This window comes from Sporomusa sp. KB1, assembly GCF_007830295.1.
Lineage (GTDB): Bacteria > Bacillota > Negativicutes > Sporomusales > Sporomusaceae > Sporomusa.
On record NZ_VLKC01000002.1, the window covers coordinates 4,513,166 to 4,527,197 of the forward strand.

Consider the following 14,032-nt stretch of genomic DNA (forward strand, 5'->3'; position numbering starts at 1 on the left):
TTGCCAGTGAGCATAATTAACAATTATAGCGATTGGTAAGGAGGGCAAAATATATGGCTTTTTCAGAAAAAAAGAGTGTTCGACCAATCATAAAACTACCGTTTACAAGCACCGAACTTATCTTAGAATGTATTGCAGTTATTAGTTTAATCTTCATGCTTGGAACACTGGTTTCTTCGTGGCCATCAATTCCAGAAGTAGTGCCAAAGCATTTCGGTCTTACAGGAAAAATCGATGCATGGGGCAATAAGAATCTTCTTTATTTGCCCATTACGTCTGCGGTTATCATTTATATCTTCTTATCTGTACTAACTCGTTTTCCGCATAGTTACAACTATCCAGTCAATATTACTGAGGAAAACGCAGAAAGACAGTACAGAACGGCTCGCACTTTAATAATAGCGGTAAAGACTGAAATAGTGTTGCTTTTTATCTACATCCAATGGACTATGATAGCTAAGGCTAAAGCGTTGTTTTCACCTGTGTTTTTATTTATATTTCTGGGGACTTTATGCTATTTCATACACCGCGCCTATAAGCTTAAATAACCTGACACACCAACGCTAAGACATTCCCAATTTGAGTTAAGCAAGGGACGGGGAGACAAATGAACTGTCGTTCTGTCTCTCCAGAAAATTAAGCGTTCGATTTGAAGATTGTAAAATGTTTTGCCGAAAAGGAGAATCATCATGGCGATTGAAAAAGTAAAAGCGTATTTTGAAAAATATAACTTGGCGGATCGGGTACAGGAATTTGAAGTGTCCAGTGCAACCGTGGAGCTTGCTGCAGCCGCATTAAATTGTGAACCGAAAAGAATTGCAAAAACGCTCTCCTTTATGGTCGGCGGACAGGCTATTTTGGTCGTCACCGCCGGTGATGCCAAAATAGATAATGCAAAATACAAGGCACAATTTGGAACGAAAGCGAAAATGCTTACTTCCGACGAGGTAGTTGATCTGATTGGCCATGCTATAGGTGGGGTTTGTCCTTTTGCCGTCAAAGAGGGAGTTGCCGTTTATCTGGATGAATCTCTAAAAAGATTTGAAACGGTATTTCCAGCTTGCGGCAGCAGCAATAGCGCCATTGAGCTGACAATAGAGAAACTGGAAAAATACTCGAACTATTCTGCGTGGGTGGATGTAGGTAAATGCTGGAATTAGTGCACCTGTTTATATCAGCTATTGCAGATTTTTTAAAATAGAAAGTGCCATCAGAAGGACTAAATCCAGTAAGTGTATTATTCGGAGCCGTAATGATAATTCTGCTGTCATTGTGGGGCAGATTGGAGTGAAAGTGGCTCTCTGTCCAGGTAATTGCAGCTTTTGCGCTTTTGGTAAAAATCATACCCACTTTCAAAATAATAGAATCAGCGAGAATGAATTTATTACGAAAGTTACGGACTTTTGTAAAGAAGGAGACTTATATGGTCTATATTTAATGGCCATGCATGAATATGATCTCGATTTTTACTTAAAGATCATTCGCCAGCAAAAAAAATGGTAAAAGCTTTGAAGAGTTTTCAAGTATTAATTGCAAATAAATTTAATCTTGCAATTGATAAAATTTTACTATAAAATAATAGTAGATCTGAAGCACAGCGTGAAACTGGAATGAAGGGAAGTTGATGCATACACAGTGGTTTCAAGCAATAAAGGAGGAAGAAAACTGCAACATAAAAAACTGATACCGGGTATATGTCTCTTACTATCATTATGGCTCTTGGTAGTACCGTTCCTTTTTCCACCATGTGTTTCACAAGTTCACGGCATGGGGCATATGTCTTGCTGGTATACATAGCAATCTGAACCATTTAATGCAATTATGGCTGTCATTGTCAGCATCTACCTCATTTTTACATCAAGCTCTCAGGTAAAAAAGCATTGGGTCTGGTTTTGTGCATCTGTGGAATTATTGCCGCAGCACTACCCCAGTCGTGGGGACTCGGCATGTGTGTCAAAGATACTATGGCCTGTCATAAGACTTATCTGTATACAATGGGTGGGAGCGATTCCCCTGTTCTTATTAGGCATAAGTATTTTCTGCAAAAATTTTCGCAGTCATACACTGATTGACGAGGATGAAGATGAATGACTTTATTTCACATGATCCGCAGCAACCTTTTACATAGAAACTGCAAAATAGTATTGTTGTACATCGCTTCTTTTCCGCTTTTCCCCATCAACTTTCCGGTGGGATGGAACAACGTGTAGCACTTGCCCGTGCCCTTGTAAATCATTCGAAAGCTTTGCTTTTGGATGAACCGTTGGGCGCTCTTGATGCCTTGACTCGCATGAGCATGCAGGGTGAGATCCTGCGCATTTCGAACTGAAAATGACGCTTAAAAATGGATTGCTGATAATGTCAATAGTGGTCTAAAACACTTGGCCAAGACTGTAACATTGCAGATTTGCCCTATTTTTTTAGGCTTATGAATTGCAAATGTATTTATTATTGCAATCGATATTTTAATATATACTGGCTTGGAGGTGATAAAAGTGACAATCTTTCTGAGACGGGCTAACGCAGATATAGACGCTGAAAAATTGGCATCTGCCGTACTTCATCCGGAGGGATGTACAACTAAGCTCAATCATTTGATTAGAATGGGAAATGTAAGCAATGGTGTTGACACTGAGCTTTGCACTGGGAATTGCGGGAACCACTTTTGCCGCTAGCCCGTTTGCCGATGTGCCGGCGAAACACTGGGCCTATAACGCTGTGGACAGAACCAGGTACGCGCTCATTCTTTGAGAGAATGGGCGGTGTACCTAAGCCCTCAATTGATTGATTGGGCCGACGAGATTGCGGGAGGGAGGATAAGAAAAAATTTGTCCAAATAAAAAATGACTGGAGGTTAATTAACCGTGAATAATCAAATTTCGCAGATTACTAATAAGGCGATCGACGGCGGCGAAATTACTGCCCTGGAACTACGCAGCTTACTTAACGTCGATTCACTGTCGGAAGAAGCCTATCTGATTCAATGCGCCGCACGCAAAGTCAGCGCCGCTGCTGCAAATGGAAAAGCTGAGGTATATGCCCAGGTAGGAATGGATGTTGGACCGTGCCCGAAAGACTGTCAATTTTGTTCTTTTGCGCCGGTCAATAAGGTTTTTCCTAAAGAAAAGGTTTACAGTCTGGAAGAGATTATTGAAAAATCGCTACGTTTTGAAGTCGATGGCGCCAACGCTATATATCTTATGGCAACAGCCAATTACAAATTTGCTGATTATCTGGAAGTTACTAAAGAGGTAAGAGCGGCCTTAAAACCGAAAACTCCGATGGTTGCCAACATTGACGATTTTGACGAAGACGAAGCCAGAGCACTGAAGAAGGCCGGTTTTGCCGGAGTCTACCATGTGATGCGGATGGGCGAAGGAATTGTTACCGGGATTGATCCGCAAGTGAGGGTAAGAACAATAACCGCAGCCCAAAAAGCAGGGTTGCTCGTGGGTGCCTGTGTTGAGCCGATAGGGCCGGAACACTCCATTGATGAAATTGTTGAAAAGGCCATGTTTATAAAGAAAATGAAGCTGGTACATGCCGGAGTGGGGCGGCGGTTAAAGATACCAGGATCGCCTTTGGCTATTCATGGCATATTGACTGGAGTTCAGCAAGCCCACATTGTTGGAGCGGTTAAACTAGCAATGGGATATAGTATAGCTGGTCACGGCGCTGGGTGTGGATGCGAGGAACTTACAACTTTAGCCGGAGGGAACCTGTTGTGGGCCGAGTCCGGCTCTAATCCGCGGGATACCAAAGCCAATACGGTAATTGGTGGGACAGTGGCAAGCAAGCGGGAAATACTTCATGAAACCGGCTGGAAAATAGTCGACGGACCGTCGGTGCTATTTAGTCCAAGGTAGAAAAGCAAGCTTTTAAGGAAACATCTTGAGCCACTTTATTTGAATTGCATATAGATTTATATTTGCAATCGCAAATGCGTTGGTATATACTGGAATAGCAGTCTAAAACAAATGACAAGACTGCAACATCGCTGATTTGCCCTATATTTATGGTTTAGCAATTACAAAATGTTTTAAATGAGTAGTCAGTTTGCGAGTATACTCAACCTCCGGGAACAATTATATAAAGGGGGAAAAATTATGTTTGCAAGAATCCATAATAAAAGCGATATTTTAGAAAACGGGAAAATTATGTTATTGACCGATAGTACACCAGGTTGCCGTACACTAACTGATTTACAATATTTAGAACATACACTGCGTGAAGTGCTTGTGGAAACACATAAGAGCATTCAAGAAGCTATGGCGAATAATAACAACTTTACGTTCAAAGCATATGTTGAAATTCTTTCATCTTTAACTGGTAACCTTAAAATTATTACAGAATCTATTCTTGCAGTTAAATCTTGTATACAGGCGAGTCGTGATAAGAATTCTGAGGCTCAAAAACCAGAAAAGTTACAGAAATATAGCGACTTTTTATCATATTCCGTACTAGCACTTTCAGAAACTGATATTTCTAGTACGAACCTACGTGCACGAATTTTTGAATACCATGAGAAATAAGACACTCTTAAACATTTAGAAAAGAGGTGAGCATTTTGAACAGATGTTTGGCATTTACAAAAAAGCAGAGACAAATCAAGACGGAAGCCACGCAGAAATTTGCAAAGACAATAGAAGTAAATAAACGTATTGCAGTAAGAGCAGTCGCTGAAAATGGTGGGTTGCCACATTGGAAGGAAAATTTATGGTAAAAGCCGCCAATGCCCGTACTGTTATTAATATTAATTGCCATAGCAGGTGTGCTTTTTTTTGACATTATAGAAACTTCTTACATTCCGCAGACCAATTATCTTAAATATCAAAACGGTCTTGATGACGTTGAACCGGCAAAAATGAAAAATAAGGCTCATAAAAAACATTCTTGAGGCGGGAATAGCGGAAATATATGTATTGGTTGAAAATGTCTTTGCCTTGAGTATTTTGGAAGAAAAATATAATGGATGTGATTATAGACCATAAAAATAATAATTTAAGGAGGAAGACAAATGCAAGATATTAGAGAAACTGTCAGGAAAAATTATGCGGAAAAAATCACCAACAAGGTTAATAGCTGTTGCGACAATAGTCAACATTCTATTTCGAAAGACCTGTATTTGGTAGACAATTTAGAAAATTTAGATCTTGCACTCATTGCCACTTCTTTTGGGTGTGGAAATCCAACTGCTTTGGCCCACTTAAATCAGGGTGAAGTTGTCTTGGATTTAGGAAGCGGCGCCGGGCTGGATGTATTGCTGGCTGCCAAGCTAGTTGGCCCAAAGGGCAAAGTTTATGGACTGGATATGACCGATGAGATGCTGCTAGTTGCTAAGGAAAACCAGAAAAAGGCTAACATTGCCAATGCAGAGTTTTTAAAAGGGCACATCGAGGATATTCCTTTGCCTGACAATACAGTTGATGTTGTTATCTCTAACTGTGTTATTAATCTCAGTGGTAATAAAAATGAAGTTATAAAGGAAGCTTTTCGGGTATTAAAACATGGTGGAAGATTTGCTGTTTCTGATATTGTACTTAAAAAGCCGCTTCCAGAAAAAATTGCGAAGGATATTTTAGCTTGGGCAGGCTGCATTGCTGGAGCACTTTTAGAAGAAGAGTACAAAAATATACTAACTGCTGCAGGTTTTGTGGAAATTGATATTGAAGTGACACGGGAATTGGATTTCACGAAACAAAATTTTAAAAATTTAATTGACGGCCTATCCTTAACTGAGAGGACGGAACTTAAAAGCTCAATTGTTAGTGCTTTTGTAAGCGGTATTAAACCTTGCTGACTATGACCAAATGCTTTTGCAAATGAATCCAGATGATGTTGCTCAAATGGGGCTAAAAGATGGATTAGACCTGGTTGGTTATTTCTAATAATATAGAACATTTACTTATAATTGCAAATTGTTTTATTCTTGCAATTATAAATATGGTGTTATATAATGGCAATAGTGGTTGAAGCACGTAGCAGAACTGTAAAATACGCAGTTTTGCTCTTATTTTTAGTCTTATGATTGCAAAATGATTGAATGATGCAATTTGGCTTTCAGTATATTTCTGCTTTTGAGGTGATAAAAGTGGCAATCTTTGATGCAAGGAGACAGGTTTGTGTTACCACTGAGGGATCAAAGCATGGACTACCAATCAGAATGGCCTGTTTAACACGTTGGGGGCCTGTCGGTGTTGTTCGACGGCAAACAAATGAACTATTATTATGTAAGAAAAAGGAGCAGTGATTGCATGAGCAACCTATTTAAACCAGGATGTAAAATGACCCGCCGGACATTTTTAGCAGGATCAGTGGCAATGGGAGCGAGCTTGACTCTTTTTGGATTGCTTGATCGTATGACAGCCGAGGCCAGTGGAATAAAAACCGGTGAGTCAGGCATTCTATCCTATCAGGCATGTCCGCGTAACTGCCATGATACCTGTACCCTAATATCAAAAGTAGTTGATGGAAGAATCGTGAACATTACCGGCGATCCCACCCATCCAATTACCGCCGGGACACCTTGTGTGAAGGGACATTGTTATCCTACTTGGGTCTACCACCCTGACCGAATTCTTTATCCGATGAAGCGGGCCGGCAAAAAAGGCGAAGGCAACTGGGAACGGATTTCCTGGGACGAGGCATACAGCACCATAACAGATAAATTTAAAGCAATTATTGAAAGTGATGGTGCCAAAGCCATTCTACCTTATAGCTATTCCGGCAATCTTGGGATTGTTAACAACTACGGGGGGCCCAATCGTTTTTGGAATAAGCTGGGTGCCAGTAAGCTGGATCGCGCGGTGTGCGCCGGTGCAGGTAGTGTTGCAACAAATTATACTTATGGTCAGGTTGGGAGTATTGATCCGGAAACATATTCTAAAACCAAACTTTTCGTTTCCTGGGGCGTTAACCATACTGCGACTAATGTTCATATCATTAAATTCATCAACCGGGCACGGGACAACGGGGCCAAACTGGTGGAAATTAACCCAGTACGGACACCACTGGGTTCCCAGGCTGACATACATATTCAACCAAAGCCGGGAACGGATGCTGCATTGGCCTTGGGTATTATGAACGTTATCATTAATGAAGGTCTATATGACAAAAGTTTTGTGGAAAACTACACTTTGGGTTTTGATAAGTTGGTGGAAAAGGTACAGAACTATCCGGTAGAGCAGGTGGAGCAAATAACTGGCGTACCTGCCGCTACAATAGTTGAATTTGCCAGATTATATGCGACAACCAAGCCGTCTATCATTCGGGTTGGCTATGGCATGCAACGTAGTTCCAATGGTGGCCGGATGGTGCGCGCTATTTCTCTGTTGCCCGCACTGGTAGGCATGGTAGGCGTTGATGGCGGAGGCTATATCTACATCAATGGCGATTATTGGGCGTACGATTGGAAAGCCCTTCAAAGACCCGATTTACTGGCTGATAGCAAGGTACGCTCTATCAACATGAATGAAATCGGTAAGGCCCTTAATGGACAAACCAAAGAAACGGAAGGTATGCCAGTTAAGGCGCTCTTTGTGTACAATAGTAATCCCTTGGCCATGTCTACTAATACCAATCAGATCAAACAAGGCTTAGAACGTGAAGATTTATTTACTGTTGTTGTCGATCCCTTTATTACCGACACAGGCGATTATGCCGATATTCTTCTGCCTGCGGCCACCTTTTTTGAATATGAAGATATAAACTCCGACTATCTCGGCTGGTATGTACGGCTCAATCAACCGGCCATTCCGGCCCTTGGCGAGAGTAAATCCAATTTAGAGATATTCGCTGAATTGGCCAATCGAATGGGCTTTACTGAGCCATGCTTTGGCGATACTGCTGCCGACATTATCAAAGCAGGCTTAAAATCCGGTAGCCCTCTGTTTGAAGGCATAACTTATGAAACCCTTAAAGACAAGCATTGGATGAAACTTAAACTGGATATACCTTTTGCTGACCGGAAATTTAAAACACCCTCCGGCAAGATTGAATTTTATTCTGAAGCCTTAGGCAAGGCCGGTTTTGATCCGGTGGCTGAACATGTGCCACCGGCTGAAGGTTCGGAAGAAACTCCTGAATTGTATAATAAATATCCCCTCCATTTTTTGACCCCGGCCACCAAGCATTTTATTACCACTCAGTTTCACAATCTGCCGTATATACAGGAAATTTACGATGGCCCATTAGTCTATATCAATCCTAAAGATGCTGAAGATAGGGGGATCGAGAGTGGCGACTGGGTTTACGCCTTTAATGATCGCGGTAAGGTTAAGCTGAAAGTTAGAGTAACCGAAGGAGTAAAACCGGGGGTAGCCATGTCGCCTAAAGCTCCGTGGCAAAAACTGAGCCCAGGGAAAACCAATGTCAACGCCCTGGCGCCTGACAGACTAGGCGATATGGGAGGCGTATCGACGTATCATACCAATCTTGTACAAGTTGCCAAAAAGATATAGTATCCGGATAAATGGAGGAGAAATAAATGGGAAAACAAGTAGGCTTCTATTATAATCAAAACTACTGTATTGGGTGTCAGGCCTGTGAAACTGCCTGCAAAAATAAGAACAAGCTGGACGTCGGGATTCGATGGCGTGTGGTTGAGCATTCTGAAACTACCGTTAACGGGCGTCAGGTTGACCGATATTTTACCCATGCCTGCATGCATTGTGAAAAACCGGCCTGTGTTGCCACCTGTCCGGTGAAAGCCTATAGTAAGCGGGCAAAAGATGGTATCGTAGTACAGGATTATGAAAAATGTGTGGGCTGTGGGGCCTGTGTCAATGCTTGTCCCTATAAAGCGGTTAGTTTTAGCCGTAAGAAATTAAAGGCATCGAAATGCAACTTGTGCTTAGATTACCTGCAGCAAGGTGAGGCTCCGGCCTGTGTCCGCGGCTGTCCGTTACAGGTGTTGAAAGCAGGGACGATAAGTGCTATGGATAAGGAAGGGGCCGTAAAGGAATGTAAGGGCTTCTTGCAAACAGGCTCCGGCCCATCCATCCGCTTTGCCCCTGAGAAAAGGTAGGATAAAGCACAATGTACCCAAAAAATGTGGTTAGCGACACTTTTAGCGAGCTTGCTGAAATGTTGCTAGAGCGCGGCTGTGTGTATGAAATGCTGCGGAGATTGTTTTTGTTTGGGCCGACTGTCGGATTAGTAACAGAATTGATTGAATTGTCGTCTGCTTATCAAGAGGAAGATGCGGTGGAGTGCCCAGCAGGAGAAAGAGAATGGGTTGGTTTTTTACAAACCCTGCAGCCTGATTTGGCTGAGGCACTGGTTCAAAAATTGCAGCCGGAATTTACCCGGCTTTTCATTGGGCCCCGTCACTTGCCTGCTCCGCCTTACGAATCGGTTTACAGATCGGCGGAGCGTGTCTTGATGCAAGCAATAACCATTGAAGTTCGGGAGAAATACCGGGATGCCGGTCTTGAGGTGAAAAACCTAAATCATGAACCTGACGATCATATCGGTTTGGAATTAGAATTCATGTACTACCTTAATAGAAAAGCGTTAGAAGCTTTAACGCGAGGCGACGTACCTGCCATGCTCGCGGCACTCGATGCACAAAGCCGCTTTCTCACTGGGCACCTGAGCCAATGGGTTTCGACTTTTTGTGATGATATCGCAGGCAATACCTGTCAAGAGTTTTTCCGGTATATGGCAGAATTCCTAAAAGGATTCATTATGGAGGACTGCGAGCAGGTAAGACGATTCATATAGACTGGACGAGAAATCTTAGAAGACGCAACATGATGCGCAGTTAATCATACAGGAGGTTAAGTACAGATGCCAAGAAGAAAAAGTATTTGCACAAAAACGATTTTTGTTAGCCTGCTTGTGGCGATTTTTGTGAGCATATCATTATGTCCGCAGATTTTTGGCGCTACCGCGAACGCCAATGCTGCAGACTCCAGAAATCAGGGGTTTATTAACAAGGATTCACTGATAACCCCTATAAAATTGAACGACTTAATGAAGGACAGAACCGTCAAAATAATTGATGTAAGGTCACCGGAACGCTATCAGAAAGAACATCTTCCCGAGGCCGTGAATACATGGTGGAAAGACTACGAGGATGAAAAAGGTCTGATCCCGTCACCCGAGCGTTTTGCTGCTTTGCTAAGTAAACTGGGGATTAATAATAAAGATACCATTGTGCTCTATGCCGATTCTGATAAGCATGGCCCGGCGTATGTGGCTCACTTTTGGTGGCTGCTTGATATGTTTGGTTATCATAACGTGAAAATGTTGGATGGTGGTTTGGAAGCTTGGCAGGCTTCAGGGTATAAATTGTCTAACGAGATTTCGAAAGTTGACTCCGGCAATTTCCGGTTAACTAGGATAGATACTAGTAAATTGGCGACAACGGAAGAAGTTTGGACTGCCGTAAAAAAGCATGATTCCAATGTGATTATTTTGGATGTCAGGGAATGGGAAGAATTCTCGGGTAGCATACAGGCCCCAGGCGCAGTGAGAAAGGGCCGAATTCCCGGGGCCGTTTGGCTATACTGGGGAGATGTGCTAAATCCGGATAAAACGCTCAAAAATGCCGGCGAGTTGCGAAAAATATTCACTGCAAAGGGAATTACTCCGGGCAAGACGGTCATTACCTATTGCCAGGCCGGAGTTCGTGCCGCACATACTGCTTATGTGCTGAGTGAGGTTCTCGGCTACAAAAACGTGAAAAACTATGCCGGGTCGTGGATCGAATGGAGTCAACGAGAGGAACTGCCGATAGAGATTGATGGGCAATAGGAAAGCTGATGGAAAATTGGACTACACGTTTTACCAAAGCAAAAATGACACGACGCAGTTTTTTAAAATTCATTGGCGGCGCGAGTCTTGGCAGTATGGCTGTCACAATAGTAGCCTGCAGTACGGAAGCGGCAGAAGGCCGTGTTCCCATCGATCCCGATAATCCATCCATTGTTCGTGATGATCAGAAATGCATCCTCTGTGGCCAATGTTTGGAAGCTTGTGAGAAGGTCCAATCTGTCTATGGATATTATGATCTTCCCATTAAAAAGAATATTATTTGTGTCAATTGCGGACAGTGCAGCTTGTGGTGCCCTACGGCAGCAATTACCGAACGGGACGACATTGATAAAGTTGTTGCAGCTCTTGAAAATAAGGATATCCATGTTGTTGTTCAGACCGCTCCAGCTACGCGAGTTGCCTTAGGCGAAGAATTTGGATTGGTGCCAGGTAGCATTGTTGAAGGACAACAAGTGGCGGCATTAAGAGAACTGGGATTTTCGGCCGTATTTGACACGAACTATAGCGCAGATCTCACTATTATGGAAGAAGGAACGGAACTGGTTAAACGTATCCAAGGCATGAAAGACTTCCCGTTGCCACAGTTTACTTCTTGTAGTCCCGGTTGGGTCAAATTCTGTGAATATTATTATAGCGATTTGATTCCGCATCTTTCCACAGCTAAGTCGCCGCAGCAAATGCTGGGCGCTCTTGTCAAAACCTACTATGCCAAAGAAAAAGGGATTGCTCCCGAAAAGATCATTTCTGTTGCTATTATGCCATGTACAGCTAAAAAATTTGAATGTCTACGTCCGGAAATGAATTCTGCTGGCGTGTTACACGGCAAACCGCAGATTCGCGATGTAGATATTGTATTAACGACGCGGGAGCTGGCTCGTTTAATGAAACGAAAGGGCCTCGATCTTAATGCCCTAGAGGATGCAGCGTATGACCGTATCATGGGTGAAGGCACTGGCGCAGGCGTTATTTTCGGTACCACAGGTGGTGTTATGGAAGCCGCCGTGCGCAGTGCCTATTATCTTATTACCCATGAGGACCCACCTGAAACATTGTTAAATCTTGCTCCAGTGCGTGGATTACAGGGCGTAAAGGAAGCTACGGTAACTATTCCGGGTGTCGGACCGTTTTCTGTAGCTGTTTGCCATGGCCTCAAAAATTCCCGGGTTATTTTAGATGAAATCCAAGCCGGAAAATCGCGCTGGCAGTTCATCGAATTTATGTCCTGTCCAGGCGGTTGTGCTGGGGGTGGAGGACAACCCCGTACTTCCCTTCAACCATCAGATGAAGTGCGTCAGGCACGTATCGCCAGTCTCTACCGTCTGGATGGGAAAATCTACAAAAAACGTCTGAGCTATCAAAATCAGAAAGTGCAAGCTCTCTATCAGAACTACTTGGACCATCCCATGAGCGAACTGGCTGAAAAACTGCTTCATACGCATTACACCGATCGGAGCAAAGAGTTGTCAGTTAAAAGAAAGTTTATAAAGAGAGATACAACATGAAATGATCATGTCGAAAAGCTTGATAATTAAGCCTTTTTTCAAAATTCCACTCCAACAGGGAACTAACTACCACAATTAGCAGGTGTCCTTATTTACATGTTTAGGTATTACTCTACAAAGGTTACCCATCAAGGATCGGGTAGAAACAAGGTGATTAGTTAAGAAGAGCTAACGATTGCGATATAATTCAATATTGCAATCGTTAGCTCTTTTATTATATAATGGATATATGTATGAAAGACAGGAAAATGTGGACCATCATTTCATCAATGTCATGTTATTGGGGAAATAACGTAAATTTTCAAAAGAACGGAGTACATAAGAAATGGATATAAATATTGCTCAAGTTATTCAAAAGGCTGTGGATGGCGGTGAACTCAACGCATCAGAGTTACGCCAGTTGTTTAGTGTATATTATCTTTCTGAAGAAGCATATATGATTCAACATGCTTCAAGGAGACTCAGTAGCGCTACTTCAAAGGGAAAGGCGGAAGTTCATGGTCAGGTGGGAATTGATGTTGGACCATGTCTCAAGAACTGCGATTTTTGTTCTTTTGCAATCAAAAATAAGATTTTTCATGAACCCAAGGTACATGCATTGGAGGATATTATTGAAAAATGCCTTGAATTTGAGAATGCGGGTGCTAATGCAGTTTATCTCATGGCAACGGCTGCTGTTAACATCCATGAATTCATTAAAATGGGGAAAGAAGTGAAAGCTTCATTAAAAACAGAAATTCCCCTTGTAGCAAACATTGACGATTTCGATGAAGATGGAGCAAAGGCACTTAAAAAAGCCGGATTTGCCGGCATTTATCATTGTGTACGCATTGGAGAGGGAACAATTACGGACATTGATCCTAAGGTGCGGATAAAAACAATTCATGCGGCACAAAAAGCAGGTCTGCTATTAGGAACAAGCGTAGGTCCGGTAGGACCGGAACATACGCTTGATGAACTAGTGGAAACCACAATATTAACCAGAAGCCTGAAACCGATAAATAACGCCTCATGCCGTCGTATCAACATCCCCGGTTTACCGCTCACCGCCCATGGATCGATGAATTACGGACAAATGGCGCATGTTCTTGCGGTAATCCGGTTAGCCAGCGGCTATAACATCATTGGTCACGGTACACATGAACCGAATGGCATAGGGGCTATGGCCGGAGCTAACCTTTTTTGGGCTGAGCAAGGTGCAAATCAAGAGATACCAGTGAACAAACAGTTAGAGGATGGACCGTGAAACGAACGCAAACAGTGTTCAAAGAAGCTGGCTGGGATATATTGCAAGGTCCTTCGGTAATGTTTGGTTGTTAATATTCTAATGAATGACGAAGAGGTTGTCAAAGACAGGGGGATGGTGGTAGTGTCTTGAATCAAACAGCCGTAGACCGAAATATATTTATCAAAGAATTAAAAAAAGAGGTTTATCTATACGGCGGACATCTAGAGTGAGTGGTGTAAGTAAAGGGATTATTGAAAGAATAAAGACATTACCACTGTCCGTGTATCCCTTCATAAAAATTTTGGCATTTAGGGTTGACATCTCTCTCTAAATTGGGTACAATGAATTTTGTCAGTCAGATACTAGACGCAGCAGTTGCCAATGGCTGGAGACAAGAATATCGGGGCGTAGCGCAGTTTGGTAGCGCATTAGTCTGGGGGACTAAGGGTCGCAGGTTCAAATCCTGTCGCTCCGACCAAAAAAGTTTTGGGATTCCATCTTGGAATCCCTTCTTTATAACATG

13 protein-coding genes, 1 tRNA gene and 1 pseudogene are annotated in these 14,032 nt (G+C 42.6%); all 15 read left to right on the top strand.

Features of this window, described 5'->3' with window-relative positions; genetic code table 11:
- Nucleotides 1–53: 53 nt before the first annotated feature.
- The 15 genes and pseudogenes from SALPA_RS24920 to SALPA_RS24980 all read left to right on the top strand — a co-directional run bounded on the left by SALPA_RS24920 (nt 54) and on the right by SALPA_RS24980 (nt 13,987).
- Nucleotides 54–548, top strand: a complete 495-nt coding sequence (locus SALPA_RS24920; RefSeq protein WP_145100420.1) for a DUF1648 domain-containing protein — start codon at nt 54–56, stop codon at nt 546–548.
- Between the two features lie 141 nt (nt 549–689).
- Nucleotides 690–1,160: a YbaK/EbsC family protein gene (locus tag SALPA_RS24925; RefSeq protein ID WP_145100423.1), complete on the top strand. Its 471-nt coding sequence runs from the start codon at nt 690–692 to the stop codon at nt 1,158–1,160.
- 998 nt (nt 1,161–2,158) lie between these two features.
- A pseudogene (locus SALPA_RS31685) lies at nt 2,159–2,320 on the top strand (ATP-binding cassette domain-containing protein); the annotation flags it as partial.
- Nucleotides 2,321–2,495: 175 nt separating this feature from the next.
- Nucleotides 2,496–2,675, top strand: a complete 180-nt coding sequence (locus tag SALPA_RS29295) for a hypothetical protein (protein ID WP_186451223.1) — start codon at nt 2,496–2,498, stop codon at nt 2,673–2,675.
- Nucleotides 2,676–2,864: 189 nt separating this feature from the next.
- Nucleotides 2,865–3,866: a radical SAM protein gene (locus SALPA_RS24935; RefSeq protein ID WP_145100428.1), complete on the top strand. Its 1,002-nt coding sequence runs from the start codon at nt 2,865–2,867 to the stop codon at nt 3,864–3,866.
- Between the two features lie 240 nt (nt 3,867–4,106).
- Nucleotides 4,107–4,532, top strand: a complete 426-nt coding sequence (locus SALPA_RS24940) for a hypothetical protein (RefSeq protein ID WP_145100431.1) — start codon at nt 4,107–4,109, stop codon at nt 4,530–4,532.
- A 35-nt stretch (nt 4,533–4,567) separates the two neighbouring features.
- Nucleotides 4,568–4,723: a hypothetical protein gene (locus SALPA_RS29300; RefSeq protein ID WP_186451224.1), complete on the top strand. Its 156-nt coding sequence runs from the start codon at nt 4,568–4,570 to the stop codon at nt 4,721–4,723.
- Between the two features lie 294 nt (nt 4,724–5,017).
- Entirely contained in the window at nt 5,018–5,800 is a 783-nt protein-coding gene (arsM, locus tag SALPA_RS24945) for an arsenite methyltransferase (RefSeq protein WP_145100434.1), read from the top strand.
- A 454-nt stretch (nt 5,801–6,254) separates the two neighbouring features.
- Nucleotides 6,255–8,459, top strand: coding sequence for a molybdopterin-dependent oxidoreductase (locus SALPA_RS24950; RefSeq protein WP_186451225.1), 2,205 nt, complete (start codon nt 6,255–6,257; stop codon nt 8,457–8,459).
- Between the two features lie 26 nt (nt 8,460–8,485).
- Nucleotides 8,486–9,025 carry a 4Fe-4S dicluster domain-containing protein gene (locus SALPA_RS24955; protein ID WP_145100437.1) on the top strand — a complete coding sequence of 180 codons (540 nt, stop codon included), beginning with the start codon at nt 8,486–8,488 and terminating at the stop codon, nt 9,023–9,025.
- Between the two features lie 11 nt (nt 9,026–9,036).
- Nucleotides 9,037–9,723 carry a molecular chaperone gene (locus SALPA_RS24960; RefSeq protein ID WP_145100440.1) on the top strand — a complete coding sequence of 229 codons (687 nt, stop codon included), beginning with the start codon at nt 9,037–9,039 and terminating at the stop codon, nt 9,721–9,723.
- Nucleotides 9,724–9,789: 66 nt separating this feature from the next.
- Complete coding sequence (locus SALPA_RS24965; protein WP_145100444.1) at nt 9,790–10,758, top strand: sulfurtransferase; 969 nt, start codon at nt 9,790–9,792, stop codon at nt 10,756–10,758.
- Between the two features lie 44 nt (nt 10,759–10,802).
- The gene (locus tag SALPA_RS24970; RefSeq protein WP_255451345.1) at nt 10,803–12,281 is read left to right on the top strand and encodes a [FeFe] hydrogenase, group A; all 1,479 of its coding nucleotides are present in this window, start codon (nt 10,803–10,805) and stop codon (nt 12,279–12,281) included.
- Nucleotides 12,282–12,606: 325 nt separating this feature from the next.
- Complete coding sequence (locus SALPA_RS24975; RefSeq protein WP_222428112.1) at nt 12,607–13,527, top strand: radical SAM protein; 921 nt, start codon at nt 12,607–12,609, stop codon at nt 13,525–13,527.
- Between the two features lie 383 nt (nt 13,528–13,910).
- A tRNA-Pro gene (locus SALPA_RS24980) sits at nt 13,911–13,987 on the top strand.
- The last annotated feature ends 45 nt before the right edge of the window (nt 13,988–14,032 follow it).

Bases quoted from the DNA above. Each gene is read 5' to 3' on its own strand.
- SALPA_RS24960 (WP_145100440.1), top strand. From the start codon at position 9,037: ATGTACCCAAAAAATGTGGTTAGCGACACTTTTAGCGAGCTTGCTGAA.
- SALPA_RS24965 (WP_145100444.1), top strand. From the start codon at position 9,790: ATGCCAAGAAGAAAAAGTATTTGCACAAAAACGATTTTTGTTAGCCTG.
- SALPA_RS24940 (WP_145100431.1), top strand. From the start codon at position 4,107: ATGTTTGCAAGAATCCATAATAAAAGCGATATTTTAGAAAACGGGAAA.
- SALPA_RS24950 (WP_186451225.1), top strand. From the start codon at position 6,255: ATGAGCAACCTATTTAAACCAGGATGTAAAATGACCCGCCGGACATTT.
- SALPA_RS24920 (WP_145100420.1), top strand. From the start codon at position 54: ATGGCTTTTTCAGAAAAAAAGAGTGTTCGACCAATCATAAAACTACCG.
- SALPA_RS24955 (WP_145100437.1), top strand. From the start codon at position 8,486: ATGGGAAAACAAGTAGGCTTCTATTATAATCAAAACTACTGTATTGGG.
- SALPA_RS24925 (WP_145100423.1), top strand. From the start codon at position 690: ATGGCGATTGAAAAAGTAAAAGCGTATTTTGAAAAATATAACTTGGCG.
- SALPA_RS24975 (WP_222428112.1), top strand. From the start codon at position 12,607: ATGGATATAAATATTGCTCAAGTTATTCAAAAGGCTGTGGATGGCGGT.
- arsM (WP_145100434.1), top strand. From the start codon at position 5,018: ATGCAAGATATTAGAGAAACTGTCAGGAAAAATTATGCGGAAAAAATC.
- SALPA_RS24970 (WP_255451345.1), top strand. From the start codon at position 10,803: ATGACACGACGCAGTTTTTTAAAATTCATTGGCGGCGCGAGTCTTGGC.